This is a genomic window from Pseudonocardia xinjiangensis, from assembly GCF_050948425.1.
Classification (GTDB): Bacteria; Actinomycetota; Actinomycetes; order Mycobacteriales; family Pseudonocardiaceae; genus Pseudonocardia; species Pseudonocardia xinjiangensis.
This window is the reverse complement of the sequence record NZ_CP192009.1, coordinates 7,753,423-7,780,403: the sequence shown is the minus strand read 5'-3', so window position 1 is coordinate 7,780,403 and position 26,981 is coordinate 7,753,423. Positions and strand designations below refer to the sequence as shown.

At 72.5% G+C, this 26,981-nt stretch carries 24 protein-coding genes; 18 read left to right on the top strand and 6 right to left on the bottom strand.

The window, feature by feature from the left end:
• Positions 1-31 precede the first annotated feature (31 nt).
• Entirely contained in the window at positions 32-1,573 is a 1,542-nt protein-coding gene (locus ACQPZA_RS36815; RefSeq protein WP_433277164.1) for an MFS transporter, read from the top strand.
• Positions 1,574-1,611: 38 nt separating this feature from the next.
• Here the strand turns inward: ACQPZA_RS36815 and ACQPZA_RS36810 are convergent, their stop codons facing one another.
• The gene (locus tag ACQPZA_RS36810) at positions 1,612-2,058 is read right to left on the bottom strand and encodes a hypothetical protein (protein WP_433277162.1); all 447 of its coding nucleotides are present in this window, start codon (positions 2,056-2,058) and stop codon (positions 1,612-1,614) included.
• A 474-nt stretch (positions 2,059-2,532) separates the two neighbouring features.
• Between ACQPZA_RS36810 and ACQPZA_RS36805 the strand changes: the two genes are divergently transcribed.
• The 4 genes from ACQPZA_RS36805 to ACQPZA_RS36790 all read left to right on the top strand — a co-directional run bounded on the left by ACQPZA_RS36805 (position 2,533) and on the right by ACQPZA_RS36790 (position 8,532).
• Complete coding sequence (locus ACQPZA_RS36805; protein WP_169399378.1) at positions 2,533-4,359, top strand: phosphoenolpyruvate carboxykinase (GTP); 1,827 nt, start codon at positions 2,533-2,535, stop codon at positions 4,357-4,359.
• Positions 4,360-4,493: 134 nt separating this feature from the next.
• Complete coding sequence (locus ACQPZA_RS36800; protein ID WP_433277160.1) at positions 4,494-4,739, top strand: DUF3311 domain-containing protein; 246 nt, start codon at positions 4,494-4,496, stop codon at positions 4,737-4,739.
• Positions 4,739-6,394: a monocarboxylate uptake permease MctP gene (gene mctP, locus ACQPZA_RS36795; protein WP_433283135.1), complete on the top strand. Its 1,656-nt coding sequence runs from the start codon at positions 4,739-4,741 to the stop codon at positions 6,392-6,394. The genes ACQPZA_RS36800 and mctP overlap by 1 nt, the downstream gene beginning before the upstream one ends.
• 251 nt (positions 6,395-6,645) lie before the next feature.
• The gene (locus ACQPZA_RS36790; protein ID WP_433277158.1) at positions 6,646-8,532 is read left to right on the top strand and encodes a hypothetical protein; all 1,887 of its coding nucleotides are present in this window, start codon (positions 6,646-6,648) and stop codon (positions 8,530-8,532) included.
• Between the two features lie 19 nt (positions 8,533-8,551).
• On the opposite strand, the gene ACQPZA_RS36785 is transcribed toward ACQPZA_RS36790, so the two are convergent.
• Positions 8,552-8,854 carry a hypothetical protein gene (locus ACQPZA_RS36785; protein WP_169398027.1) on the bottom strand — a complete coding sequence of 101 codons (303 nt, stop codon included), beginning with the start codon at positions 8,852-8,854 and terminating at the stop codon, positions 8,552-8,554.
• 40 nt (positions 8,855-8,894) lie between these two features.
• On the opposite strand from ACQPZA_RS36785, the gene ACQPZA_RS36780 reads away from it, so the two are divergent.
• The 4 genes from ACQPZA_RS36780 to ACQPZA_RS36765 are packed head-to-tail and all read left to right on the top strand — an operon-like array spanning position 8,895 to position 11,636.
• On the top strand, positions 8,895-9,482 hold the full coding sequence (locus ACQPZA_RS36780; protein WP_169398028.1) for a peroxidase-related enzyme: 588 nt from the start codon (positions 8,895-8,897) through the stop codon (positions 9,480-9,482).
• A gap of 44 nt (positions 9,483-9,526) precedes the next feature.
• Positions 9,527-10,657 carry a glycosyltransferase gene (locus ACQPZA_RS36775; protein WP_433277156.1) on the top strand — a complete coding sequence of 377 codons (1,131 nt, stop codon included), beginning with the start codon at positions 9,527-9,529 and terminating at the stop codon, positions 10,655-10,657.
• Positions 10,636-11,133, top strand: a complete 498-nt coding sequence (locus ACQPZA_RS36770; protein ID WP_169398030.1) for an acyltransferase — start codon at positions 10,636-10,638, stop codon at positions 11,131-11,133. The genes ACQPZA_RS36775 and ACQPZA_RS36770 overlap by 22 nt, the downstream gene beginning before the upstream one ends.
• Positions 11,130-11,636 (top strand): class I SAM-dependent methyltransferase, encoded by a 507-nt coding sequence (locus ACQPZA_RS36765; RefSeq protein ID WP_169398031.1) that lies wholly within the window; start codon positions 11,130-11,132, stop codon positions 11,634-11,636. Before ACQPZA_RS36770 ends, ACQPZA_RS36765 begins: the two co-directional genes overlap by 4 nt.
• Before the next feature lie 7 nt (positions 11,637-11,643).
• Here ACQPZA_RS36765 and ACQPZA_RS36760 read toward each other — a convergent pair whose 3' ends face one another.
• Positions 11,644-12,153 (bottom strand): hypothetical protein, encoded by a 510-nt coding sequence (locus tag ACQPZA_RS36760; RefSeq protein WP_433277153.1) that lies wholly within the window; start codon positions 12,151-12,153, stop codon positions 11,644-11,646.
• Positions 12,154-12,283: 130 nt separating this feature from the next.
• Here ACQPZA_RS36760 and ACQPZA_RS36755 point away from each other — a divergent pair, with 130 nt between their 5' ends.
• From ACQPZA_RS36755 to ACQPZA_RS36730, 6 genes are all read left to right on the top strand, one after another.
• Positions 12,284-13,843 (top strand): AAA family ATPase, encoded by a 1,560-nt coding sequence (locus tag ACQPZA_RS36755; protein WP_433277151.1) that lies wholly within the window; start codon positions 12,284-12,286, stop codon positions 13,841-13,843.
• Positions 13,844-13,987: 144 nt separating this feature from the next.
• On the top strand, positions 13,988-16,345 hold the full coding sequence (locus tag ACQPZA_RS36750; protein ID WP_433277149.1) for a LuxR C-terminal-related transcriptional regulator: 2,358 nt from the start codon (positions 13,988-13,990) through the stop codon (positions 16,343-16,345).
• Positions 16,346-16,424: 79 nt separating this feature from the next.
• A complete protein-coding gene (locus ACQPZA_RS36745) occupies positions 16,425-18,698 on the top strand; it encodes an ATP-binding protein (RefSeq protein WP_433277147.1) in 2,274 nt (757 codons plus the stop codon).
• 89 nt (positions 18,699-18,787) lie between these two features.
• Positions 18,788-20,356 (top strand): FAD-dependent monooxygenase, encoded by a 1,569-nt coding sequence (locus tag ACQPZA_RS36740; protein ID WP_433277146.1) that lies wholly within the window; start codon positions 18,788-18,790, stop codon positions 20,354-20,356.
• Entirely contained in the window at positions 20,353-20,991 is a 639-nt protein-coding gene (locus ACQPZA_RS36735) for a TetR/AcrR family transcriptional regulator (RefSeq protein ID WP_433277144.1), read from the top strand. Before ACQPZA_RS36740 ends, ACQPZA_RS36735 begins: the two co-directional genes overlap by 4 nt.
• Complete coding sequence (locus ACQPZA_RS36730; RefSeq protein WP_433277142.1) at positions 20,988-21,377, top strand: VOC family protein; 390 nt, start codon at positions 20,988-20,990, stop codon at positions 21,375-21,377. Before ACQPZA_RS36735 ends, ACQPZA_RS36730 begins: the two co-directional genes overlap by 4 nt.
• A 22-nt stretch (positions 21,378-21,399) precedes the next feature.
• Here ACQPZA_RS36730 and ACQPZA_RS36725 read toward each other — a convergent pair whose 3' ends face one another.
• The 3 genes from ACQPZA_RS36725 to ACQPZA_RS36715 are packed head-to-tail and all read right to left on the bottom strand — an operon-like array spanning position 21,400 to position 24,003.
• Entirely contained in the window at positions 21,400-22,164 is a 765-nt protein-coding gene (locus tag ACQPZA_RS36725) for an amino acid ABC transporter ATP-binding protein (protein ID WP_433277140.1), read from the bottom strand.
• Positions 22,161-23,081, bottom strand: coding sequence for an amino acid ABC transporter permease (locus ACQPZA_RS36720; protein ID WP_433277138.1), 921 nt, complete (start codon positions 23,079-23,081; stop codon positions 22,161-22,163). Before ACQPZA_RS36720 ends, ACQPZA_RS36725 begins: the two co-directional genes overlap by 4 nt.
• A gap of 7 nt (positions 23,082-23,088) precedes the next feature.
• The gene (locus tag ACQPZA_RS36715; RefSeq protein ID WP_433277136.1) at positions 23,089-24,003 is read right to left on the bottom strand and encodes an ABC transporter substrate-binding protein; all 915 of its coding nucleotides are present in this window, start codon (positions 24,001-24,003) and stop codon (positions 23,089-23,091) included.
• A gap of 209 nt (positions 24,004-24,212) precedes the next feature.
• On the opposite strand from ACQPZA_RS36715, the gene ACQPZA_RS36710 reads away from it, so the two are divergent.
• The 3 genes from ACQPZA_RS36710 to ACQPZA_RS36700 all read left to right on the top strand — a co-directional run bounded on the left by ACQPZA_RS36710 (position 24,213) and on the right by ACQPZA_RS36700 (position 26,981).
• Positions 24,213-24,539: an antitoxin gene (locus ACQPZA_RS36710; RefSeq protein ID WP_169398038.1), complete on the top strand. Its 327-nt coding sequence runs from the start codon at positions 24,213-24,215 to the stop codon at positions 24,537-24,539.
• Positions 24,540-24,760: 221 nt separating this feature from the next.
• Complete coding sequence (gene pdhA, locus ACQPZA_RS36705; RefSeq protein ID WP_433277134.1) at positions 24,761-26,005, top strand: pyruvate dehydrogenase (acetyl-transferring) E1 component subunit alpha; 1,245 nt, start codon at positions 24,761-24,763, stop codon at positions 26,003-26,005.
• Position 26,006: 1 nt separating this feature from the next.
• Positions 26,007-26,981, top strand: coding sequence for an alpha-ketoacid dehydrogenase subunit beta (locus tag ACQPZA_RS36700; protein ID WP_433277132.1), 975 nt, complete (start codon positions 26,007-26,009; stop codon positions 26,979-26,981).

Sequence of the window (26,981 nt, the reverse complement as noted above, 5' to 3'; positions counted from 1 at the left end):
CCTTGACGGGCGGCGCTCTCGCAAGGACGTCATGACCGCTGTTGCCCCTGCCCGCCTCCCGCTCGCCCCGACCCGTGCCGCCCCTCGCGCGTGGGTCGGGCTGGCTGTGCTGTTCCTGCCGACGGTGCTGGTCGCCCTCGACAACACCGTGCTCGGCTTCGCCGTGCCCGCGATCAGCGCCGCGCTCACCCCGTCCGCCTCGCAACTGCTGTGGATGGTCGACATCTACCCGCTGGTGCTCGCCGGCCTGCTCGTCACGATGGGGACGCTCGGGGACCGCATCGGGCACCGCAGGACTCTGATGATCGGCGTCGCCGGGTTCGGCGCCGTGTCCGCCGTGGCCGCCTTCGCGACCGACGCCCTGTACCTCGTGGGCGCCCGCGCCCTGCTCGGGTTCTTCGGAGCCATGCTGATGCCCGCCGCACTCGCGCTGCTGCGCACGCTGTTCACCGACCGGGCGCAACGCCGGCTCGCCGTCGCCATCTGGGCCACCGGCTTCGCCGCGGGCGCCGCGCTCGGCCCGATCCTGGGCGGCGTGCTGCTCCAGCACTTCTGGTGGGGCGCGGTGTTCCTCGTCAACGTGCCGGCGATGCTGCTGCTGCTCCTGCTGGCCGGCCTGATCCTGCCCGAGTCCAGGACCTTCGCCCCCGGACGGCTCGACCTGGTCGGCGTGCTGCTGTCGCTGCTGACGATGGTGCCCACCGTGCTGGCGATCACCCTCGTCGCCGACGACGGCATCAGCGCGACGGTGCTGCTCGCGCTGGCGGTGGGAGCGGGGTCGGGCGTGCTGTTCGTGCGCCGCGCCCGGGCCCGGCTGGCGGCGGGCGAGGAGCCGCTGCTCGACGTCTCGCTCTTCGCGTCGGCGGTGCTGCGGGTGTCCGCGCTCGCCAACGCGACGACGATGTTCGCCCTGACCGGCCTGCTGTTCTTCTCCGCCCAGTACCTGCTGCTCGTGCTCGGGCTCTCGCCCATGGACGCCGGGCTCGTGCTGCTGCCGGGATTCGTGGTGACGATGCTGGCCGGGCTGGCGGCCTCGCGCCTGGGGCGCATGTTCCCGCTGCGCGTGCTGGTTCCGGCCGGGCTCGGGCTCGCCGCTGCCGGGTTCCTGCTGTGCACCGCGCTGGCCGTCGACACCCCGGTGACGGTGCTGGCGGTGGCGTCGGTGCTGGTGGGAGCCGGCATCGGGCTGTCGGAGACGATCACGAACGACGCGATCCTGACCGCCGCCCCCGCCGACCGCGCGGGCTCGGCGTCGGCGGTGTCGGAGACGGCCTACGAGATCGGCGCGGTGCTCGGCACCGCGGTGCTCGGCAGCGTCCTCACGGCCGTGTACCGGGGAGGCGTGCACGTGCCCGTCGGCGTGGATCCCGCGGGCACCCACGCCGCCCAGGAGACGCTCGGAGGTGCGGTCACCACCGCGGCAGGGCTCCCCGGCCACGACGGCGACGCACTGCTGGCCTCCGCGCGTGCCGCGTTCGTGTCCGGGATCGACGTCGCGGCGCTGCTCGGGGCCGGCGTGGTGGTGGCGGTGGCGGTGGTCGTCCTGCTCAGCCTGCGGACCAGGGCCCGTTAGGAACGGTCGCGGCCGGCCGGAGGGTCACTGCCCGGCTGTCACCGGGCGGGAGGAGGCTCGGTCGGGGCCGGCGGGGGCGTGCTCTGCGACTGGCCGCCCCCGATGCCGCGGTCGGCCAGCCGCTCCTGGACGTGCTCGGAGATCTGGTCGGCCCGGCGGCGCTCCCGGACCCGGATGAGCACCAGCATGGAGACGCCGTACGCGACACCGAGTACGAGCAGAACCACCCCGAGCCGTGCGACGAGCGTCTGGAACGGCTGGCCGTCGCCCGGTACCCAGTCGATGACGGAGATGATCGCGAGCACGCCGAGCGTGATCAGGTGGAACAGCACGGAGAGCAGCAGGTTGACCGATCGGGTGACTTTCTCGTCCTGGAAGACCTCCTGGAGGAACGGCTCGCCCGCCGTCACGAGGAGCCTTCCGACGAGGAACGTCAGTGCGATCGACACTGCGAGCAGGGTGATGTACAGGGCGGTGTCGGTCATGTGTCCTCCGGCATCGAACGTGATCGGCACACTACGCGGGGTGTGGAGCGTGGACCACCGGAAGCAGGAGCCGGTACCACCGGAAGCAGGAGCCTCCCGGCGGCTGTGCTGCGGTCCGCGTACGGGCCGTGCACGTCCGTGCTGTCCGATGTGGCACGGAATGTGGCGGTTGTCTCTGCCACCCGGGTCGCCGGTCGCCCCGGCCACACATGCGGTCCGGACAACTCACTGGTCATGCGGGGTAGCGGGCTTCCGGGCCGGTCCTCGACGCATTGTCGACGGAAAGCGTTTCCGTGCTTCTGAATCGATTACATGATCGGTCCTGTGAGTCAATCGACAGCTGCCAGCGGTGGGGGAAACCGGACACCAGCGGTACCGTCAGCTTTCATCTTTGACCTGCACACCCGGCCCAGGCGGTCCGGGTGCGCGCAGCATTCCCAGGGGGCCGGGGCGCCGGCGAGAAGCGAGGAAACCATGACAGCGATGACCGTCTCAGGGATCGACGAAGCGCCGACCGAGAACGAGCGCCTGCTGTCCTGGGTGCGCGAGGTCGCCGATCTGACCACGCCCGACCGCGTCGTCTGGTGCGACGGATCCGACGACGAGTGGGATCGCATGACCACGCGGCTCGTCGAGGCGGGCACGTTCGTGAAGCTCGACGAGCGGAAGAAACCCAACTCCTACTGGGCGGCGTCCGACCCGGACGACGTGGCGCGCGTCGAGGAGCGCACCTTCATCTGCTCGCTCACCGAGGCCGACGCGGGCCCCACGAACAACTGGATGGACCCGGCCGAGATGAAGGCCACCATGACCGCGCTGTACCGCGGTTGTATGCGTGGCCGGACGATGTACGTCATCCCGTTCTGCATGGGACCCCTCGATGCCGACGAGCCCTTCCTCGGTGTGGAGATCACCGACTCCGAGTACGTCGTCGTGTCGATGCGGATCATGACGCGAATGGGGGCCGCGGTGCTCCCGTTGTTCGACGGACCGGCGGGCGACAAGTTCGTGCCCGCGCTGCACTCCGTCGGCGCGCCGCTCGAGCCGGGCCAGCAGGACGTCCCGTGGCCCTGCAACGACACGAAGTACATCACCCACTTCCCGGAGACCCGCGAGATCTGGAGCTTCGGCTCCGGCTACGGCGGCAACGCCCTGCTCGGCAAGAAGTGCTACGCGTTGCGGATCGCCTCGGTGATGGCCCGGGACGAGGGCTGGATGGCCGAGCACATGCTGATCCTCAAGCTGATCAGCCCCGAGGAGAAGGCGTACTACGTCGCGGCGGCATTCCCCTCCGCATGCGGAAAGACGAACCTCGCGATGCTGCAGCCGACCGTGCCCGGTTGGCGGGCCGAGACCGTGGGCGACGACATCGCCTGGATGCGTTTCGGCGAGGACGGCCGGCTCTACGCGGTGAACCCGGAGTACGGATTCTTCGGTGTCGCACCCGGCACCAACTGGAAGACCAACCCCAACGCGATGCGCACCATCGAGAAGGGGAACTCGCTGTTCACCAACGTCGCCCGGACCGACGACGGCGATGTCTGGTGGGAAGGCCTCGAAGGTGACCCGCAGCACCTGACGTCGTGGACCGGCGAGGACTGGACGCCCGATTCCGACAAGCCGGCCGCGCACCCGAACTCGCGCTACACCACGCCGATCTCCCAGTGCCCCGTCGTGGCGCCGGAATGGGAGGACCCGCAGGGTGTGCCGATTTCGGCGATCCTGTTCGGTGGACGGCGCAAGACCACGGTGCCGCTGGTCACGGAGGCCCGCGACTGGCAGCACGGCACCTTCATGGGCGCGACGATGTCGAGTGAGAAGACCGCTGCTGCCAAGGGTGGTCTCGGCCAGGTCCGCCGCGACCCGATGGCGATGCTGCCGTTCCTCGGCTACAACGTCGGCTCCTACTTCCAGCACTGGGTGAACCTCGGCAAGAACGCCGACGCCGACAAGCTGCCGCGGATCTTCTACGTCAACTGGTTCCGCCGCGGTGAGGACGGCCAGTTCCTGTGGCCCGGCTTCGGCGAGAACTCCCGCGTGCTGAAGTGGGCGATCGAGCGGATCGAGGGCACGGCCGCGGCCACCGAGACGGCTGTGGGCTACGTCCCCACCGCCGACCAGCTCGACCTCGAGGGCCTCGACGCGCCGCTCGCCGACATCGAGGCGGCGCTGGCCGTCGACCCCGAGGAGTGGAAGGCCGAGATCCCGCTGATCGAGGAGTGGTTCGAGGTGGTCGGCGACCAGCTGCCCACGTCGATGCGCGACGAGCTGGAGGCACTGAAGCTGCGCCTCGGCATGTGACCGATCCGGCGGGCCGCATGGTGTGACCATCGCCATGCGGCCCGCCCGTTCCGGTTTCCCTACGATCACGTGGGCTTTCTGATCGGGGGGAACGGATGTCGGGTTCTGCTGATCGTGGGAACGGTTCGGGCGAATTGCGCCGGAATGCGTGGAATCTGCTCCTCCTCGTTCCGTTCCTGATTCTCGGCACGCCGTGGATCAACGTCGCCGAACCCCGGCTCCTCGGGATGCCGTTCTTCTACTGGGTGCAGCTGGCCTGGGTGCCCTTCAGCGTCGCCCTCGTGGCTGTGGTCCACGTGCGCACCCGCGGCGAGCGGGGCCCGAGCGTTCCGGCCGGCCCCGATGACGTCGACGCCCTCGACACCGGTGCGCCCCGGTGATCCGCGTTCCTGAGCTCGTCGTCTTCACGGTGCTGTTCGTCGGTGTGTCCGCGCTGGGGTTCCTGGCGGCGCGCTGGCGGGCGGCCCCGTCGCTCGACCATCTCGAGGAGTGGGGCCTCGGCGGGCGCCGGTTCGGCTCCTGGATCACCTGGTTCCTCATCGGCGGTGACCTCTACACCGCCTACACGTTCGTCGCCGTGCCCGCGTTGCTGTTCGGCGCCGGCGCGACCGGCTTCTTCGCGCTGCCGTACGCCGTGGTCGCCTACCCGCTGGTGTTCCTGCCGCTGCTGCGGATGTGGTCGGTGGCGCGGGTGCACGGATACGTCACCCCCGCCGACTTCGTGCGTGGTCGCTACGGCAGCCCCACGCTGGCGCTGCTGGTGGCGATCACCGGGCTCGTCGCCACGATGCCCTACATCGCGCTGCAGCTCGCCGGGCTCGAGGCCGTGCTGCGCACGATGGGTCTCAACGGTGCCGGGCTGCTCGGACACCTGCCGTTGCTGATCGCGTTCCTGGTCCTCGCCGCCTACACGTACCAGTCGGGCCTGCGGGCACCGGCGCTGATCGCGTTCGTCAAGGACATCCTGATCTACATCGTGGTGCTGGTGGCCGTGATCTACCTGCCGATCCGGCTCGGCGGCTGGTCGTCGATCTTCGGAGCGGCGGACGCGAAGTTCGCCGCGACCCCGTCGCCCGCCGACGGGGTGCTGCTGGGCGGCAACAACCAGCTGCAGTACATCACCCTGGCGTTCGGGTCGGCGCTGGCGTTGTTCCTCTACCCGCACGCGCTCACCGGCGTGCTGGCCTCCCGCCGGCGCGACGTGGTGCGGCGCAACATGGTGGCCCTGCCGGCGTACTCGTTCCTGCTGGGCCTGCTCCTGCTGCTCGGCTACGTCGCGATCGCCGCCCACGTGCAGCCCATCACGAACAACGCCACCGGCCGGCCGGACACCAACACGATCATCCCGATGCTCTTCGCCGAACAGTTCGGTTCTCTGTTCAGCGGCATCGCGTTCGCCGCGATCGGCATCGGCGCACTGGTCCCCGCGGCGATCATGTCCATCGCCGCCGCGAACCTCTGGACGCGCAACATCTACAAGGAGTACCTGCGCCCCGACGCCACGCCGGTCCAGGAGGCCAAGCAGGCCAAGCTCGCCTCGCTGCTGGTCAAGGTCGGTGCCGTGCTGTGCATCGTGCTCATCGACCCGCAGTTCTCCGTCGACCTGCAGCTCATCGGCGGCGTGATCATCATCCAGACCCTGCCCGCCGTCGCGATCGCGCTCTACACGCGCTGGCTGCACTGCTGGGCGCTGGTGGCCGGGTGGGTGGCCGGGATGAGCTATGCCCTGTACCTGCTGTGGATCATCCCGAACCCGGCGACGGGGAGCGTCCACTTCGGCGGCTCGGCACTCGCCCTCGACCGGCTCACACTCCTCGGCTGGCACCCGTTCGCCGGCTCGCCGGTCCAGATCTACGTCGGGTTCGTCGCCCTGGTGGTGAACCTGGTGGTGTCGGTGGTGGCCACGTTCGCCCTGCGCTCGGCCGGCGTGGCGGAGGGCGAGGACAGCACCGCTCCTGGTGACTACCACGCCGACGCGGACCCGGACCCTCGTCCTGAGCCGGTCACCGCGACGGCCGGAATGTCGACGCGATGACGCCGCCCGGCGACGGATTCCGACCGTTCGGCCGTGATGCCGGGACGTTTGCGCCGACTCGTCCCTCCTGAGGTCTGACCTTTCGGACGTGCCTCGTTTTCCACTCGACAGGGTGACCGGACATCGCTGAACATGGACCGTTCGGTCGCCCGCCGATTGCCGCATCCCAGTCCCAGGTGCAACATCTCGACGGCACCCGCGATACGAGTGGTGACCGTCGCCGTTCGGCGGCGGCAGTCGGAGGTGACCACGTGCTGGATGTCGGACCGGCGAACCAGAACGGCGAGGACGACGCCGATCTCGCCGTCTTCGTCGACCGCCTGGCCGCTGCGGGGCCGGACCACGCCACCACGTCGGCGCAGGCGCAGATCCGCCGGACGATCGCTTCGGGCGCGCCCCCGCCGGGGCTGCGCAGGCTGGCCGAGGCTCTCGCCGCGTCCGTGGCCGAGCTGCCGCCACCCCCGCGTCGCCCGGCCGAGGACCCTCGCTCGATCGTCTCGGCGATGCGGGACAACACCCTCGTCCTCCTCGAGGACTTCGACGCGGCCGCGGTGGCACGTGCGGTGGCCGCCCTGCTGGCCGACGGCCGACGCATCGTCGTCACCGCCACCGACCCAGCGGAGCTGACCGCGGTGCGCGAGGCGCTGCCCGCCGACTCGGTGTCCCGGGCCCTCGACGCGCTACCGCAGCTCACCCCGGCGGAGCTGCGTGAGCTGCGCAGGCTGCTGGCCACCTCCACGCCGGAACGACGCGCCCGGGCCGGCCAGGAGCTCCCGGCGGACGGGATGCTGCCCTCGCCGCACGAGGTCGCCGCCTTGTGCGCCCAGGCCGACGACACGGTCGGGACGGGCGAGGGTACGTGGATGGTGCCCACGCTCCTGTCGGACCTCGATCCGGAGCGCCGCAGCGCTGTCACCTCGGTCGCCCGGTGCGTGAACCGCTCGCTCGGGGCACTGCCCGCGCGCTGGGAGCACCCGTGGGCGTGGACGCTGCTGTCGAACCTGATCTACGGCCACCACCGCGCGATCTTCGACCGGATGCTGGAGGACACCGCGCAGGTGGTCACGGTCCTGGACCGGACGCGCCACCTGCCGCCCGTCACCTTGTCGGGGCCACCGCCGCCCGACGCGTTCGAGGTCCTGCGCCGCTACCGCGAGCACCTCGAGTCCGGGGGCCGGGCCCGGGGCGGCTACTTCCGCAACACCGTGCAACGTGAGGTACGGCCGATCCTGGCGCTGGCCCGGGTCGGGCCGCGGACGCCGGAGACGGCCGACGACGTCCACCGCGTGATCGAGCACCTCGAGCTCGGCGAACGGCGCAACCGCATCGCCGCGGGCTGCGCCGAGCTCGGCCTTCCCCTGCCGCGCGGTGAGGGCGAGCTGGCCGAGCTGGCCGACGGCCTGGTCAAGGTCGCCGCAGCGGCTCGTTCGGTGGGGGCGCTCCGCCACGACGTGCTGTTCCTCGCGCCCAACTCGCCGCTGTCGGTTCCGAACGTGGAGTCGGCCGAGGAGATCGCCGGCGCCATCCTCGAGTACGCCGACCACGGCTCGGCCATCGTGGCCGGACGCCGGCTCGACGCCATGGCCGACGACGTGGCCGCCCGCGCCGGCACGGTCCCGGCACCCGAGTACGAGATGGCCGCCGCCGCACTGCGGCAGCGCGACGCGGCCGGGTACGCCGCGGCCGTCGACGCGCTCGCGGCGGCCCGGCGCGACGTGCACGACGAGAACCTCCAGGTCGGGTTGCTGCAACGGCTGGGTGCGGATGCGCCGCAGCTCGCCGACGCCTGGACCACGCTGGCCCGGACCGATCCGGCGGCGCTCGGCCTCGTCGTGTTCCTGCCGGTGGAGGCGCTCCTCACGGCGGTCCCGCCGGCAGACAGCGCCGACGTCGTGCTGGTGCTCGGGGCGGGCGGGCTCGGGGTCGAGCGGCTGCTGCTCACCGCCGTGGCCCCGCGGATGTTCGCGGTGGTCGCCACCGACGAGCCGCAGGGCGACACCGACACCCCCACGCTGGCGAGCGTGCTGCGACGGGCGTCGGCGCTGGTGATCCGCAGTGGTCCCACCGGCGGTGCCCGTGTGGTGCCGCTGGCCGGCGCCGGCCGCAAGACGGCGCGGGTCGGTCAGGCCGGGGCCTGAACCGCCCGGCGCCGGACGCTCAGTCGCGCACCTGCTCCAGCAGCGCGATCGGGTCCGGGCCTGCCGTCTCGTGCTGCCAGCCGCCGTCGGCCGCCGCCCGGTAGAGCACCCACCCGCCGTCGTCCTCGAGGCGCAGCAGCGCCACCGGGGTGGCCGACCACTCCACCTCGAGCTCGGGGTAGGTGGGCGGCCTGCGGTCGAGGATCGTGACCTCGTCGCCCTGGATCGTGTAGCCGAGCCGCTGTTGCTCGCGCTCGGCATCGGGGACGACATCAGCGCACCACTGGGACAACCGGCTGCGGATCTCCTCGGGCACGTCCATGAGCGCATCGTGGCGCTTCCGAGGGCTACCGTCGAGAGTTATGAGTGCTTCGCCGCACCCCGTGAGTCGGTTCGGCCATGTCGAGCTGGAGGACATGCCGGACGATCTCCGCAAGCGGATCGAGAAGATCACCGAGAAGTCGGGGTTCGTACCGAACGTGTTCCGGGCTCTCGCCCGCAGACCGGCCGAGCTGCGGGCCTTCCTGGACTACCACGATGCCCTGATGGACTCCGATGTCGGACTGAGCAGGGCCGAGCGTGAGCTGGTGGTGGTGGCGACGTCCGGCGCCAACAACTGCACCTACTGCGTCGTCGCCCACGGTGCGATCCTCCGGGTCCGGGCGAAGGATGCCGAGATCGCCGACCGGGTGGCGACGAACCCGTGGGGGGTCGAGCTGAGCCCACGGGAGCGCGCGATCGTCGATCTGGCGCTGCTCGTCGCCACCGACTCCGCCTCGCTCACCGACGCCGAGCTCGACGACGCCCGCATCGCAGGACTCTCCGAGGACGAGATCTGGGACGTCGGGGCCATCACCGCGCTGTTCGCGATGTCCAACCGGCTGGCCCACCTCACGGCGCTGCGACCGAACCCGGAGTTCTTCCTGATGGGACGGCTGCCGAGAATCTGAAGATCGGCAGCACGCCGCCGCAACCCACAGGTCATGCTGTGGTGATGCGACCCAGGGACGATGCGCGGATGTCGAACCTCTTCGGGCAGCGGGTGGCGATCGTCTCCTACCGCCTCGGGATGGCCGACGGTGTGTCGGTCACGGCGGCGCAGTGGGCGACCGCCTTCCGACGGCTCGGGATGCGGGTGCGCCTGGTCGCCGGCGACGGGCGGCCCGACGTGCTCGTGCCCGGCCTCGCGCTGGACGACGCGCAGCCGCCGTCGAGGCGACTGCTGGATGCGGCGCTGGCGGACGTCGACGTGGTGGTCGCCGACAACGTGTGCTCGCTGCCGATGAACCAGGCGGCCGGGGAGGCGGTGGCCGAGTACCTGCGAGGCCGTCCCGCCGTGCTGCGCCACCACGACCTGCCGTGGGAGCGCGAGCGGTACGCCGGGGTCACGACCTGGCCGCCGGACGACCCGTCGTGGCACCACGTCACCGTCAACGACATGGCGCGGCGCTCGCTCTCGGACCGGCGGGGCATCCTCGCCACCACCGTCTACCACGGCTTCGACGAGACGCCGCGTCCCGAGGACCGCGACGGGCTGCGCGCCCGGCTCGACGTCCCCGCCGGGCCCCTCCTGCTGCAGCCCACCCGCGCGATCGCCCGGAAGCACGTCGACGTCGGGCTGGCGCTCGCCGAGTCGCTCGGCGGCACGTTCTGGCTCACCGGTCCGGCCGAGGACGGGTACGCGGCCGACCTCGCCCGGCTCCTGCGGGAGGCCCGCGTTCCGGTGCGCCGCAGGCTCCCGGACGGCACCGACATGGCCGCGGCCTACGCGGCGTGCGACGCGGTGGTGTTCCCGTCGTCCTGGGAGGGTTTCGGGCTGCCCTTGATCGAGTCGGCGCTGCACCGCAAGCCGATCGCGGTCGGCGACTTCCCGGTGGCCCGCGAGCTCGCCGCGTTCGGGTTCCGGTGGTTCCCCGCCGCCGACCCCGAGCCGCTGCGGGCCTGGCTCGCAGACCCGGACCCGTCACTGCTCGACCACAACGAGGCGATCGCCCGCACCCACTTCGGGATCGACGCACTCGCCCGGAGGCTGGAGCTGCTGCTGTCCGGTGCGCCGGTATGCCACCATTCCGGCACCGACGAGGATGCCGGAGGGCAAACCGCATGCGACTGCTTGACCGCCTGATCACCCGCGCCCTGCGCGGTCCGCTCGATGCGCTGGTCGCGGAACAGGTGGCCCGACAGGTCCAGGAACTGAAGCTCGACGCGCTGTACTCCTACCGCTGGCACGGGGATCGCTCACGCCTGCGCATCCCGGACACCGCCGTGGTCAACAACGCGCTGTTCAACATGTCCGGCGGCACGATCACCATCGGCGAGTACGCGTTCTTCGGTCACGACGTCTCGGTGCTCACCGGCACCCACGACATCAACCAGTTCGGCCACGACCGGCAGCTCGCCTTCCCCCGGTCCGGTCGCGACGTGGTGATCGGCGACGGCGTCTGGCTCGCCAGCGGGGTCACCGTGTTCGGCCCCGTGACGATCGGCGAGCACGCCGTCGTCGCGGGTGGGTCGCTGGTGCGCGAGGACGTGGAGCCCTACACGGTGGTGGCAGGGCGTCCGGCGAAGGTCCTCAAGAAGCTCACCCCACCGACCGCATGAGACTGGAGATCGGCGCCGGGGAGAAGCCGCATCCCGACTACGACCTGCACGTCGACGTGCTCGCGCTGCCCGACATCGAGGTCCGGTGCGCGATCGACCGCCTCCCGTTCGCCTCGGGTTCGCTCGACGCGCTGCGGGCCAACCACGTGCTCGAGCACCAGAGCTACGAGCTCGTCCGGGAGACCCTGCGGGAGTGGGCCCGCGTGCTGCGCACCGGCGCGGAGATCGACATCGGGGTCCCGGACGCACGGTTCGTCGCCACGCAGTGGGTGGAGGGCACGATCGACACCGCGGAGGCGAACTACTGGATCCTCGGTGGCCACTCCGAGCGGGAGGCGCACCAGGGCGTGGACGCGCGGGGGGTGCCGCTGTGGATCTGGAATGCCCACCACACGCTGTTCGACGCGGAGTCGTTGCGTGCGGCCGTCGCGGAGTTCTTCGTGGTGGAGGAGCTGTTCACCTATGACATCCGCAACCTGCGTCTCTACGCCCGCAAGCCCTGACGCGTGACTACTCCGCCGAGCCGGCGGTCTCCTTCTCGGCCGCCCGCTCGGCGAAGGCCACCCAGACCGAGACGAGGCCGGTGACGAACAGCAGCCCGGTGACCATGCCCTCGATCTGCAGAGGGGTGAGCCGTGTCGTCCCCGGCGGGATGAACGCGGCTGCCGCCACGAGTGCGTAGAGCAGCGGGTCGGCCATCGACAGGGTCCGGACGGTGATGCGCCCCGTCGGCCCGCCGGCCCGGCGCAGGTACCGCACCGACTCGACCAGACCGATCAGGCCGCCCAGAGCGAACGTGCACCGCCAGATCAGGCCGCCGTCGTTCGCCGAGGCCAGCAGCGAGGCCAGGCCCATCACGGCGGGCAGGAAGAACTTGAGTGCCAGGTGCAAGGTGCTCGCGTGCCGTTCGGGATCGGTCCGCCATCCGCCGTGGGCGAACTGCATGACCCCGAACCAGAGCCCGAGCAGCGTGAAGCTGGTGCTGCTGAGGGTCTGGTAGAACGTGATCGACGGGTCCATGTCAGCCTTCCCGGGAAGTACGGTGGCCCCGACCCTGCGGCGCCCGGGCGAGCGGCCGGTATCCGGGAGACCCCGCAACCTCGGCTCGGCGGGTAGCGTCGCCCGGATCCTCCAGGACCAGGGGTGGCGTATGCCGGGGTCGGAAGGGCAGCTCGTCGGACGGGCGCGCGAGCTCGCCCGGCTCGATCACGCGCGGGGCAGACACGCGTCCCCGGCAGGCGGTCCCGTCGTCGTGGAGCTGGTGGGTGAGCCCGGGATCGGCAAGACCTCACTGGTGCGGGTGCTCACGGACCAGGCGGAGCGGGCCGGGGCGCTGGTCCTCGGCGCACGTGCCGCCGAGTTCGAGCAGGACAGCCCGTACGCCCTGGTCGTCGACGCGCTGGGGCCCTGCCTGCCCACCGCCGATCTGACCGGGCTCGTGACCGGGCTCGGCCCACGCCGCCTCGCCGTCCGGTCGCTCCTGGAACGGCTCGCGGCCGGACGGCCCGTGGTGCTCGCGCTCGACGACGTCCAGTGGGCCGACGCCGCGTCGGCCGAGCTGCTGGTCGACCTGCTCCGCGCGGCGCCCCGGGCGGCCGTGCAGCTCGTACTGGCCCACCGCCGGTTCCCGGCGCGGGAGCGGTTGGCCCGCGCGCTGGACCGCGGGGTCGTTTCCGGACTCGTCGAGCGTGTCGAGCTCGGGCCGCTCGACGACGACGCAGCCGCGCAGCTCGTGTCCGGGGCGGCCCGGTCCCGGCGCGCGGCGCTGGTCCGCGAGTGCGGTGGCAACCCCTTCCACCTCCTGCAGATGGCCCGGCACGGTGCGGGCGTGCCGCGGCCGGTGGCGGAGCTGGTACTCGAGGAGGTCGAGCAGCTCGACCCGACGGCACGACGGCTGCTGGAGGGCGCAGCGGTCGCCGGTGACCCCTTCGACCTCGAGCCGGCCGTGGCGGCGTCGGGCGTGGCATCGGTCTCGCCGTGGCGGCACCGGACCGCGGACGTCCTGGATGTGCTGGTCGAGGCGAACCTGGTGCACCCGGCGGGCCTGCCCGGGGCGTTCCGGTTCCGGCACCCGCTCGTGCGTCGGGTCGTCCGCGAGCACACCGGGCCGGGATGGACCGCGCGGGCGCACGGGCGGATCGCCGCGGTGCTCGAGCGGTCCGGGGCACCGCCGTCCGCATGCGCTCACCACGTCGCGCAGGCCGCGGCGGTGGGTGACCGCGCGGCTGCCACCCTGCTCGCCCGCGCCGCGGCGGACGTGGCGCCGCGGGCTCCCGGCACCGCGGCGCGGTGGTACGCGGACGCGCTGCGACTGCTGCCCGACGCCGCCATCGTCGAACGGGCCGTCCTGCTCGGGTGCCGGGCCACCGCGCTCGAGGATGCCGGCGGTCCCGACGCCGCCGACGCCGCCGGCGCCGTCGTCGGGGAGATCCTCACGCTCGCGGCGGTCGAGCCCACCGCGGGACGGAGGGGTGCGGACGTGACCCGGCCGGGCGTGCCCGGCCCGCCGGACCGTCCCAGGCCGGCTCGGCTCACCGACCGGGAGGGGGAGGTGGCCGCACTGGTGGCGGAGGGCCGGACGAACCGGGAGATCGGGGCGGAGCTGCACCTGGCCGAGAAGACCGTCGAGCGATACGTCTCCCGGGTGCTCGGCAAGGTCGGTGCCCGCACCCGCGCGGCTGTCGGCGGCCTTCTCGTCCCGTCCCGTTGACCCCGCCCGGGACCCCTGTGCGGGACGACACCGCGCGTAGGGGTAATCCCGGATGGCCGGTCGACGGCTTCCGGGTCAGGCTGCTGGTGGCCCGGTCCGTGGGGGTGTCCGGGCCGACGCAACCACGACGGGAGGACCCACGCGATGGTCGGTCGCGAGGTCGAGCAGGCCTTCGCCGACATTCTCGTGGCCGAGGTTGCGGCGGGCTCGCCGCGCGCCCTCGCGGTGCGCGGCGAGCCCGGCATCGGCAAGACCCTGCTGCTGGAGCACCTGGCCGCCACCGCCGAGGCCGCCGGGTTCCTCGTCCGGACCGATCGCGCCCCCGGCGACCAGGCCCGGCTCTTCGGGGTACCGGTGGGAGCGGGGGCCGGCCGCCACCGCAGGCACAAGGTCGTCAGCAGGCTGCTGTCGGGACTGCCCGAGGGAGCACCGCTCCTGCTCGTGCTCGACGACGCGCACCGCGCCGACCCGGCCACGGTCGAACTGGTCGGCCACCTGCTGCGCCACCCTCCTGGCGCGCCGGTGCTGCTCGGCCTGGCGCTGCGGCCGCGATACGCCTCGCCCGCGCTGCTACGCACCCTGCACGCCGCGCAGCGGTGCCGCTCGCTCGACACGGTGGAGCTCGGTCCGTTGCCGGCCGAGGACGCCGCGGCGCTGCTCGGGGGCGCCGTCGCCGAACCGGACCGGGCCCGCGCCATCGCCGAGAGCGGGGGCAACCCGTTCTACCTCCACCAGCTCGCACGAACACCGGGCCACGGGACCGGGGCCCCACCGGCCATCGTCGCGTCGCTGCGGGAGGAGCTGTGCGACCTGCCGGCTGCCGCCGCTCTGCTGCTCTCCGCCGCCGCCGCCGTCGGGGACCCGTTCGACGCCGGATCGGCGGCGGCCGGCGTCCCCCTGCCGGAGGGCGAGGCGCTCGACCTGCTCGACGAGCTGTGCCGGCGCGACGTCGTGCGCGGGACCGAGGTGCCCCGGCGGTTCGCGTTCCGACACCCGGTGCTGCGCCGGGCCGCCCGCGGAGCGGCCCGTCCGGGCGTGCGGGACAGCGGATCTGTCCACCCCGTGCCCGCGCGGCGCACGCCCGCCCGCGCGACGGCCGAACGGCGCCCGCACCGCGGACCGGACGCGGTGCGGCTGCTCACGCAGGCCCTGGCCGCCCTGCCCGACCCGCTGTCGGCCACCGCCTCCCGGCTGCGGCTCGCCATCGCCACGGTGCACCTGTGGGGTTCCGACCACGAGGAGGCGTCCCGCTGGGCCGGTCGGGCGCGGGTCGCGGCTGGGGATCCGGTGCTGCGCGGGGTTGCCGCGGCGTTGCTGGCCGGTGCCGGCGGCCGCTCAGGCGCCGTGGCCGAGACCAGGACGGCGGCCGACGAGGCGAGCGCCCTGCTCGACCCCCTCCCCGACGACGTCATCGCCGCGCACGTCGACGCCGTGGCGCTGCTGGGCTGGAGCGAGACCACGATCGAGCGACCCGGACCGGCGTGCGCCCACCTGCGCAGGGCGCTCGCTCTCGCCGGCCGAACCGGACAGGCGTACCTGCTGCCCGAGATCCATACCGGCCTTGCCGCCGTGCTGACCTGGACCGGCGCGCTGGTCGACGCCGCCCGGGCCGGCGACGAGGCCATCGCCTGCGCGTGCTCGAGCGGCGTGGCGGACAGCCGGGTGCGCGCGCTGGGGAGCCGCTGCGCCGCCGCGGTCGTCGCGGGCGACCTGACCGTCGCCACCCGGCTGGGCGAGCAGACCCGTGGTCTCACGGGAGCCACGCCCGAGGTCATGGCGACGGTCGCCGAGGTGCGGCTCGCGGCCGGTGACCACGACGCCGGGATCGCGGCGCTCCAGGACGCGGGTGGCGGTCCGGACCTGCCCCGGATCGTGCACAGCAGGCGGCCCTACTGGTTCGCGCTGCTCACCGAGGCCGCGATCCGGGCCGGCCGGCGGGCCGACGCGACCGGCTGGGCCGAACGGGCGGAGCTGGCGGCAGCAGGTCTCGGTCTCGCCGGCCGCACGGGCTGGGCGCTGCGAGCGGCAGCGGCCGTCCGCAACGCCCACCGCGAGCACGCCCCCGCGGCCGGTACGGCCCTGCGGTCCGCCGAGCTGCTCGAACGCGCCGGCAACCCGGTGGAGGCGGCCCGCTCCCGCACCCTCGCCGGCATCGCGCTCGGTGCCGCGGGCCAGCGGTCCCGGGCCGCTGCCGAGCTGACAGCGGCGGCGGCCGTGCTGGCCGGGTGCGGAGCCACGGCGCTCGGCGCGCAGGCGGACGCCCTGCTCCGCGGGATCCGCTGCGGGGGTGGCGGCGGCGCCGGGAACAGCGCGCGGGACGTGCTGAGCCCCCGCGAGCACCAGATCGCCCAGCTCGTCGCGAGCGGCCACACCAACCGTGAGATCGCCGAGGAGCTGATGCTCTCGGTGAAGACGGTCGAGACGCACCTCGGACGGGCGTTCGCGAAGCTGGGGGTGTCCACGAGGTCCGCACTGGCGGCCCAGGTCAGAACGGATAGGTGAGCTTTCGGCGACTGCGCCGAGCGGGTCACGGGGCCGCTGTCGCGTGGTCCTCGCCGCGTCGCTGTGGAAACATCCGCCCGTGGGTAGACCGACCGGTACCGCCGCCGAGCGGCCGGTCATGCCCGAGGACGCCGTCCACAACCTCCCGTTCGATCTCACGCGTTTCGTCGGGCGCGAAGCAGAGGTCGCCGAGGTGACGTCCACCCTCGCCGCGGATCGGCTCGTCACCCTGACCGGGCCGGGCGGATGCGGCAAGACACGCCTGGCCACCCGGGTCGCGGTGGATGTGCTCGACCGGTTCCCGCACGGGTGCTGGTTCGTCGACCTCGCCGCCACCACCGACGGCCACCTCGTCCCGCACCTGGCGGCGCAGGCCCTCGGGGTGCGCGAGCAGCCGGGCACCGCACCGGCCGACCTGCTCGCCGCGACCCTGCGTGACCGCACCCTGCTCGTCGTCCTCGACAACTGCGAACACGTCGTCGAGGCCGTGGCCCGGCTGGTCCACGAGCTGTTGGCCGGGTGTGCCGGGGTGCGTGTCCTCGCCACCAGCCGGCGGTCGCTCGGGCTGCCCGGTGAGGTGGTCTGGCGGGTTCCCCCGCTGCAGCACGGCGATGCGGTGCGGCTGTTCCTCGAACGCGCCCGCCATCGGATGCCCGGCTTCTCGCTGACGCCTGCCACGTCGCAGGCGATCAGCGAGATCTGTCGTGGCCTCGACGGGCTCCCGCTCGCCATCGAGCTCGCCACCGCGAGGGTCTCGGTGCTCGCCGCCCCCGAGATCGCCGCCATGCTGTCCGACCAGCTCGACCTCCTCGCCGGCGGGGACCGTGGTGCGGAGCCCCGCCACCGCAGCCTGGAGGCGGCGCTGCGATGGAGCTACGACCTGCTCGACGACCCCGAGCGGCAGTTCTTCGCGCACCTGTCGGTGTTCTCGGGCTGGTGGGGTCTGGACGCGGCGAGCGCTGCCGCCACGACCGACCACCGGCCGCTCGACCTCCTGACGGTGGTCGTCGACCAGTCCCTCGTGGTGGCCGAGACCGGGGTCGGGGGCGCCACGCGGTACCGGATGCTCGAACCGGTCCGCCAGTTCGGGCTCTCGCTGCTCGTGGAGCACGGGGCGATGGACGCGGCTCTCGCGGCGCACGCCGCGTGCATCCTGGAGCTGACCGGGCGTGCGGCCGCGGGACTGCGCGGTCCCGGCCAGCTGGACTGGCTGCGCAGGCTCGACGACGCCGAGCCCGACCTGCGGGGGGCCACCAGCACGCTCGTGGCGGCCGGTGACGGCGAGCAGCTCGCCGACCTCGGCTGGAACACCTGGTTGTTCTGGTGGTTGCGCGGCCGCTTCACCGAAGGGCGGCTGGCGATGGAGCACGCCCTCGCCACCCCGCTGTCGGCCCGGGCGCGGGCGCGGGCCGCGTTCGTCGCCGGCACGATGGCCTGCGGGCAGGCCGACTACCGCACGGCCGCCGACCTGCTCGACGAGAGCATCCGGATCGCGCGCGAGGTGGGCGACACCGCCGTCGAGACCTACGCGCTGAGCAGCGCGGGGTTCGCGGCGATCGGCCTCGACGAGCAGGAGCGGGGCGTCGAGCTGCTGGAGCGCGGCGTGGGCCTGGCGCTGTCCACCGGCGAGCTGTGGGCCGCGTCGTTCATGTCGTGCTTCCTCGGCACGGTCGCCCAGGCAGGGGGGCGGCTGGACCGGGCGGCTGCGCTGGGCCGCCGAGCGCTCGACCTGGCCAGGGCGGTGGGTGATCGGGAGGGCGCGGCGATGGCGTCGCACCTGCTGGCCGGGATCGCCGTCGACGAGGGGCACGACGCCGATGCCGCCGTCCACTTCCGTGAGGGACTGCGCCTCGCGGCCGAGGTGGGCGACGCGCCGAACGTCGCCTTCTGCCTGCAGGGCCTCGCCACCGTGGACACCGACGTCGCCCGCGCCGTCCGGCTCTGGTCGGCGGCGGAGGCACTGCTGGCCCGGGTCGACGCCGGTGGTTACGTCTCCGGGCCGGACCAGGAGGGGATGCGCCGGGCCGTCTCCTCCGCGCGGGCCGAGCTGGGGGAGGCGGCGTTCGCCTCGGCCTGGGCCACCGGTCAGGATCTGTCCCCGGCCGAGGTGCTGTCGCTGGCGCTGGACCGTGGTCCCTGCCTGGCGCAGATGGATCCCGACGGCCTCACCGCCCGCGAGGTGGAGGTCCTCGACCTCATCGCAGGCGGCCGGGCCAACAAGCAGATCGCCGCGCAGCTGGCGATCAGCGTGTCCACGGTGGAGCAGCACGTCACGCGGATCTACTCCAAGATCGGCGCCAGGGGGCGGGCCGACGCCACCGTGCACGCGCTGCGCCGCAGCGCCCGCCCCTGACAGATCCGCAGCCCGCCGCGGTTGACAGGGGGACCGGTGTCCTCGATTTTGTATACGGGGTCGTTTGCGTATATGTATCGGGGGTCACGATGCCGGAATCCGAGTTGGACGTGCTGGTCGTCGGAGCGGGGCCGACCGGCCTCACACTGGCCTGCGCCCTCGCCGCCGAGGGTGTGACCGTCCGGGTGGTGGACCGGGCCACCGGCCCGGCGCCGACGTCGAGGGCGAACATCCTGCACGCCCGCGGGGTGGAGGTACTCGGCCGGGTGGGAGCGCTCGCCGGCCTGCGGAAGCGGGCGCGGGCACCGATCGGCATGACGATGCACGTACGCGGCCGCCCGATCGCGACGATGCGGTTCGTTCCTGACCCGCTCGGGTCGGTCCAGGCGCTGTTCGTGTCACAGGCCGATGTGGAGGCCGAGCTGCGGCGCCGGCTCACGGAACTGGGTGTCGAGATCGAGTGGGGTACGGCGGTGACGGCCCTCGAACAGGACGCGGCAGGGGTGACCGCGGTGCTGGACACCGGGACCACGGTGCGGGCGCAGTGGCTGGTCGGCTGCGACGGAGCCCGCAGCACCGTGCGCGACCGGGCGGGGATCGCCTTTCCCGGCGTCGCGGTGGTGGAGCAGTTCCTGCTGGCCGACGTACGCGCCGACTGGGCCCGCGACCCGTCCGCGTCGGCGGGCTGGTTCCACCCCGACGGGCTGCTGCTGACCATCCCGATGCCCGACACGGACGGCCAGGGTGTCCTGTGGCGCCTCATGGCCGACGTCCCGGCCACTGTGGACCGACGGCTCGACGGGGCGCAGATAGTCGAACACCTGGTGCGGATACTCCAGGACCGGGCCGGCGAGACGGACGTGCGGATCCGCGAGGTGGTGTGGACCTCGGTGTTCCGCATCCATCGCAGGCTCGCCGCCGACTACCGACGAGGACGGATCCTGCTGGCAGGTGACGCCGCGCACATCCACAGCCCCATCGGTGGGCAGGGTATGAACACCGGCATCGGCGATGCGGAGAACCTGGCGTGGAAGCTGGCCCTCGTCGTCCGGAGACGGGCGGGCGAGGCCCTGCTCGACACCTACGCCCCCGAACGCAGGCCGCTCGCGGCCGGGGTGCTGCGCAGCACCACGGCCAACACCCGCATCCTGGTCGGCGAGGGTGTCGTCACCCGGTTCCTCCGCGACCGGGTGTTCGTCCCCGTCCTGAACCTGCCGGCCGTGCAGCGCAGAGCCACCCGCGGTGCGTCCCAGCTCTGGGTGAGCTACCGGAACGGTCCTCTGGGCGGGTCGCGTCGCGGTGGGGCGCCGCGGCCGGGTGATCGTGTGCCGGACCGGGACTGCACCCGGCCCGACGGCACCTCGGCGCGGCTGCACTCCGAGCTCGGGCCCGGCTGGGTGCTGCTCGCGCCGCGGCCGGAGGATGACCCGGACAGAAACGGCGGGGTGGGGGACGGCACGGACGTGCACGGGCTCCTCGCGGTGGCGCGTGACCACCTCGGTGACCGGGTGGTGCTCCTGCACCCCGCCGGCCCGGACAGGAAGGAGAGGGCACTGCTCGTGCGACCCGACGGGCACCTCTGCTGGCGGGGGTGCTCCACAACGGAGCTACATCGCCTGCTGACCGGCGTGCTGCAGCAGGGCCGGAGCCCGACGTGACCCAAGCCGAACCACCCGCGCGGCGCGAGGGGCCGGGCCGGCCCCGCGACCCGGGCGCCGACGCGGCGATCCTGCGCGCCGCGGTGGAGCTGCTCGTCGAGCGCGGTATCGATCAGACGAGCATCGAGCAGATCGCCAGGCGCGCCGGCGTGGCCAAGGTGACCGTCTACCGGCGGTGGAGCTCCAAGGAGGACCTGCTGGCCCAGGCGATCGAGACGGCCAGGTCCGAGATCCCGGACGTGACGACGGGCGCCACGGGCCCGCTACCGGACCGGATCGAGGAACTGCTGCCCCGGTGGGGAGAGGTGCTGGCCGACCCGCGCTTCCGGAACCTGTCCGCCCGGCTGCTCGGCGCAGGCCCCGAGCACCCACGACTGCTGGCCGCCTACTGGCACCACCACGTCGAGCCGCGCCGGCAGCAGGCGCGGGCGGTGCTGCGGCAGGCCCAGGCCGACGGCGTGCTCGCTCCCACGGCCGACGTCGACATCCTGATCGACATGATTCAGGGGGCGGCCATCCAGCACCTGCTCCTGCGTCCCGGCGCTCTCGACGCCGCGGAGATCACCCGCTACCTGCGTGCGTTGCTGATCCAGGCCGGTTTCTCGCTCGACGGCGCCTCTAGGGTCGCGCCGTGACCGCCCGGATCTCGCACACCACGTTCGACGCCATCGACGCCCACGCCCAGTCCGTGTTCTGGGGGGAGGTGCTCGGCTTCCGGGAGGACCCGGACGACCCCAACGAGCCCGGCCACGAGGAATGCATGATCTTCTCATCCGATGGCTCCGAGCGGATCCTGTTCATCGAGGTACCGGACGCGAAGCAGGTGAAGAACCGGCTGCACCTCGACCTCGTGCCCGCGGAGGGCAGCCGGGACGAGGAGCTCGCCCGGCTGCTCGCGATCGGTGCCACCACCGTGGCCGACCGCCGCCGTCCCGACGGCGGCGGCTGGGTGGTGCTCGCCGATCCGGAGGGCAACGAGTTCTGCATCCTCCGCGGCGAGGCCGAGCGCGCCGGCGGCTGACCCCGACCGACCTGCGGAGCCGCTACAGCACCTTCGACAGGAACGTCCTCGTGCGCTCGTGCTGCGGGTTGCCCAGGACGTCGCGGGGATGGCCTGCTTCGACGATCCGGCCCTCGTCCATGAACACCAGGGTGTCGCCGACCTCGCGGGCGAACCCCATCTCGTGGGTCACCACGACCATCGTCATGCCCTCCCCGGCGAGCCCCCGCATCACGTCGAGCACCTCACCGACGAGCTCCGGGTCCAGGGCCGAGGTGGGCTCGTCGAACAGCATGAGCCGCGGCTGCATCGCCAGTGCCCGTGCGATCGCCACCCGCTGCTGCTGTCCGCCGGAGAGCTGGGCCGGGTAGGAGTCGTACTTGTCCGAGAGGCCGACGCGGTCCAGCAAGGCCATCGCGCGTTCGCGGGCCGCTCTGCGCGGCTCCCGCCGGACCGTGCGCGGCGCCTCCATGACGTTCTCCGCGGCCGTCTTGTGCGGGAACAGGTTGAACCGCTGGAACACCATGCCGATGTCGCGGCGCTGCCTCGCCACCTCCGACTCGCGCAGCTCGTGGAGCCTGCCGCCTGCCTCGCGGTATCCGATGAGCTCGCCGTCCACCCGCATCGCCCCCGCGTCGATGCGCTCGAGGTGGTTGATGCAGCGCAGGAACGTGGACTTGCCCGAGCCGGACGGCCCGATCACGCAGGCGACCTCGCCGGGCATCACAGTGAGGTCGATGCCGCGCAGCACCTCGACGTGGCCGAAGCTCTTGTGGACCTCGACCGCCTCCACCATCGGTGTGGTCATCCGGTCGCCGTCCCCTGCTCGGGTGCCCGCGCGAACAGCCGCGGGCCGGTCGGACCCCGGCTCGTGCCGCGCCCGTAGTGGCGCTCGACGAACCCCTGCCCGATCGAGAGCAGCGACGTCAGCGCCAGGTACCAGGCCGCGGCCACGATGAGCAGCGGGATCGTCTGGAAGTTGGTGGAGTAGATCCGCTGCACCGAGGTGAGCAGCTCGAAGTAGCCGATCACGACCACCAGCGAGGTGGTCTTCAGCATCGAGATGGTCTCGTTGCCGGTGGGCGGGATGATCACGCGCATGGCCTGCGGCAGCACGATCCGGCGCAACGTCTGCGAGCGTGACATGCCCAGTGCGCCCGCCGCCTCCGTCTGCCCGTCGTCCACCGACTGCAGGCCGCCGCGGACGATCTCGGCCATGTAGGCGGCCTCGTTGAGCCCGAGTCCGAGCAGGCAGGCGGCGAACTGGTTGATCAGCTGGTTGGTGTCGAAGGAGATGAACTCCGGCCCGAACGGGATGCCGAGCGCGAGCCGCGGGTAGAGCGCGGCGAGGAAGTTCCAGAACAGCAGCTGAGCGATCAGCGGGGTGCCGCGGAACAGCCAGATGTAGACCGCGGAGACGCTGGAGAGCACCGGGTTGGGCGACAGCCGCATGACCGCGAGGCCGATGCCGCCGACGATGCCGATCGCCATCGACAGCACGGTGAGCACGAGCGTGTTGCGCAGGCCGTTCAGCACCGGCCCGGAGAAGAGGTACTCGCCGACCACCGGCCAGCGGAAGCCGTCGTTGGTGAGGATCGTGTTGACGAGCATCGCCGCGAGCACGGCCAGCACCGCGACGGCCAGCCACCGGCCGGGGTGCCGCACGGGTACGGCCTTGATGGGTGGCGGGCGCCGAGCCGTGTCGAGGGGTGGAGAAGCGGTCACCGCGACGTCAGCTCCGGACCTCTGAGGTGGGGATCGCGCCGTTCGACACATTCCACTTCTGCAGGATCGCGGCGTAGCTGCCGTCGGCGATCATGGCCTGCAGGGCACCCTGCACCGCCTGGGCGAACTGTCCCTGGTTCTTGCCCAGCGCGATGCCGTACGGCGCCGTGTCCCACGGCTCGCCGACCACCTCGACCGCGCCGCTGGTGGTGGTCACGGCGTAGGAGACGACCGGGGAGTCGGCCAGCATCGCGACGATGCGCTTCGAGGTCAGCGCGAGCGTCACGTCGGTCTGCTGCTGGAGCTCCGTGACCGCGATCGCCGGCTGCCCCGCCGCGGTGCACGCCTGGCTGCGAGCGGCCACGTCGTCCACCTGCACGGTGCCCGCCTGCACACCGACCGCGCGACCGCACAGGTTGTCGGGCGTGATGCCCTCCGGGTTGCCCGACGCCACGGCCAGGCTGGTGCCCGCGGAGAAGTAGCTGACCATGTCGACGGTCTTGATGCGCTCGTCGTTGATCGTGAACGAGGAGATGCCCAGCTCGTAGCGGGCGCCCTCGATGCCCGGGATGATCCCGGAGAACTGGCTGTTCTGGAACTCGGGGGTGAGCCCGAGCTTCTGTGCCACGGCGGTGCCGAGGTCGACGTCCAACCCGATGATCGTGGTGCCGTCCGGGGCCGTGAACTCGTTGGGCGGGTACGAGGCGTCGGTGCCGAACACGAGCTTGCCGTCGGAGGAGACCGAAGCGGGAACCATGGCGGCGAGCGCGTCGTCCTTGGTGACGGCCGGGGCCGCCGCTGTGGTGGGAGCGCCACCGGAGGTGGCGCCGCTGCCGTCCCCGCCGGAGCCGCACCCCGCGAGGGCGACGGTCAGCGCAGCCGCGGCGAGCACGGCCGGTAGCGAACGGGTGGTGGCGTGCACGATGACCTCCGGTACCTGACGGCGAGTACGCGGGGATGCTGCCATTCCGACACCGCTCGAACATCCTCGAGATGGTCACCGTTGTGTGACGTCACGCTCCGTAGTTCGTTGGGGATCTCAGGTGAGGTCCGGCGCTAGGGTGGGTACAGGAGAACCAAGACGCCGCGCAGACGCTGTCGCGGCGGCACCACATACGACGGAGGAGCGCAATGCCGCTGTTCAGGAAGTTGGCCACGCTGGCCACGGTCGCGGAGGCCGCCCGCCGGTACGCGAAGAGCAACCCGGACAAGGCAGCCAAGTTCGTCGACCAGGCTGCGAAGTTCGTCGACAAGCAGACGAAGGGCAAGTACTCGGGCCAGATCAGCGGCGCCGCGCAGAAGGCGAAGAGCGTCGCCGGGATCCGGCACATCCCGGGTTCCGGGAGCAACGGCTACACCCAGGGTTATGACCGCACCAACAACTTCGGTCCGACCGGGGGCCACACCACTCCGCAGGCCCAGCCCGGCCAGCCCTACCCGGGCACGCCGGAGCGCTAGAACCCACCGAACCGCCGGTGCTCGACCAGCGGCACGTCCCCGTTTCGGGGACGTGCCGCTGGTGTGTCGCGGGCGCATCCGGGCGTCGCTCCCGGCTTTCGGCCCCTCGTGCCAGGATTGCGCTACGCCGGACATGGTGCCCCCACCCGGGTGCCGGGATCCGGACGCGCCCGCCCCGTGCCGCCACGAACGGTCGCGGGTCCCGAGCATGAGGAGGCATCGTGTCCGATCCGCACGACTGGGCCCCGTCCGTTCCGGCGGTACCCGACAAGCGCCCCAGCCGCGAGCACGTCCTCGCCGCACTGAAAGCCACCGACGAGGGTGATCCGAACCTCGTCCAGCTGCTCACCCCGGAGGGCGAGCGGGTGTCCGACCCCCGCTTCGACCACTTCGCGGGCGACGTCGACAGCGCGGCTCTGCAGGAGCTCTACCGCGACATGGTGCTGGTGCGCCGCTTCGACCGCGAGGCCAACGCGCTGCAGCGGCAGGGGCAGCTGGGCATCTGGGTGCCCCTGCTCGGGCAGGAGGCGGCGCAGATCGGCGCGGGCCGGGCCATGCAGCCCCAGGACATGGTGTTCCCGTCCTACCGGGAGCACGGGGTGGCGTGGACCAGGGGGATCGACCCCACCGAGCTGCTCGGGATCTTCCGGGGCACCGACCACGGTGGCTGGGACCCGTTGGCCACCCGCTTCCACCTGTACACGATCGTCATCGGCAACCAGTGCCTCAACGCCACCGGCTACGCGATGGGCCAGCGGTTCGAGGGCCGGGTCGGGAACGCGGTGGGCGCGGGCGACGACGGCTCGATGAACGAGGCCACCGTCTGCTTCTTCGGCGACGGTGCCACCAGCCAGGGCGACGTCCACGAGGGCTTCGTCTGGGCCGCGGTGTACGACGCTCCCGTCGTCTTCTACTGCCAGAACAACCAGTGGGCGATCTCCGAGCCCACCGAACGTCAGTCCAGGGTGCCGCTCTACAAGCGGGCGGCCGGCTACGGCTTCCCCGGCGTCCGTGTCGACGGCAACGACGTGCTCGCCTGCCTCGCGGTCACCCGCTGGGCACTGGAGGAGTGCCGCACCGGCAACGGACCGGTGCTCGTCGAGGCCTTCACCTACCGGATGGACGCGCACACCACCTCCGACGACCCGTCGCGCTACCGGCTGGCCGACGAGCTCGAGCTGTGGAAGCTCAAGGACCCGATCGAGCGGGTGCGGGTCAACCTGGTGCGCGAGCACGCCGTCGGCCAGGAGTTCTTCGCGGACGTGCAGGCCGAGTCCGACGCGCTGGCCGCCCGGTTCCGCGAGCACTGCCTGCAGATGCCACCGCCGGCGCCGGACCGGATGTTCGCCAACGTCTACGCGGAGGGCTCGCCCACGATCGACGCCCAGCGCGCTGGGTACCTCGCCTACCTCGAGTCGTTCGAGCCAGAGGGATCGCTCGCGGGCGCCGGCGGGGAGGGGGTCTGAGATGACCGTTCTCACGATGGCCAAGGCGCTCAACGACGGTCTGCGCGCGGCGATGGAGCGCGACCCGAAGGTCCTCGTCATGGGCGAGGACGTCGGCAAGCTGGGCGGCGTCTTCCGGGTCACCGACGGCCTGCAGAAGGACTTCGGCGAGCAGCGGGTGCTCGACACCCCGCTCGCGGAGTCCGGGATCATCGGCACCGCCGTCGGGCTCGCGATCCGGGGCTTCCGCCCGGTGTGCGAGATCCAGTTCGACGGGTTCGTGTTCCCCGGGTTCGACCAGATCGTCTCCCAGCTCGCGAAGCTGCACTTCCGCTCGCAGGGCAAGGTGCGGATGCCGGTGGTCGTGCGCATCCCGTTCGGTGGCGGGATCGGCGCTGTCGAGCACCACAGCGAGTCGCCGGAGTCGCTGTTCGCCCACGTGGCGGGGCTCAAGGTCGTGGCGTGCTCCAACCCGGCCGATGCCTACTGGATGATCCAGCAGGCCATCGACTGCGACGACCCGGTCATCTTCTTCGAGCCGAAGCGGCGCTACTGGGAGAAGGCCGAGGTCGACCTGGACGCCACCCCGCCACCGCTGTTCGCCTCGCGCGTCGCCCGCGCGGGTTCGACGCTGACGCTCGCGGGTTACGGCCCGGTGCTGCGAACGTGCCTCGAGGCGGCCACGGCCGCCGAGGCCGACGGCCACGACATCGAGGTGATCGACCTGCGGGCGCTGTCCCCTCTGGACCTCGGGCCCGTCATCGAGTCGGTGCGCCGCACCGGCCGCCTGGTCGTCGTCTCCGAGGCCCCGTCGGAGGCCTCGGTCACCGCGGAGGTCGCTGCCAGGGTGCAGGAGCAGTGCTTCCACTCGCTGGAGGCCCCGGTCATCCGGGTCACGGGCTTCGACACGCCGTATCCGCCGTCGAAATGCGAAGAGGACTACCTCCCCGATCTGGACCGGGTGCTGGACGCCGTCGACCGTTCCCTGGCCTGGTGA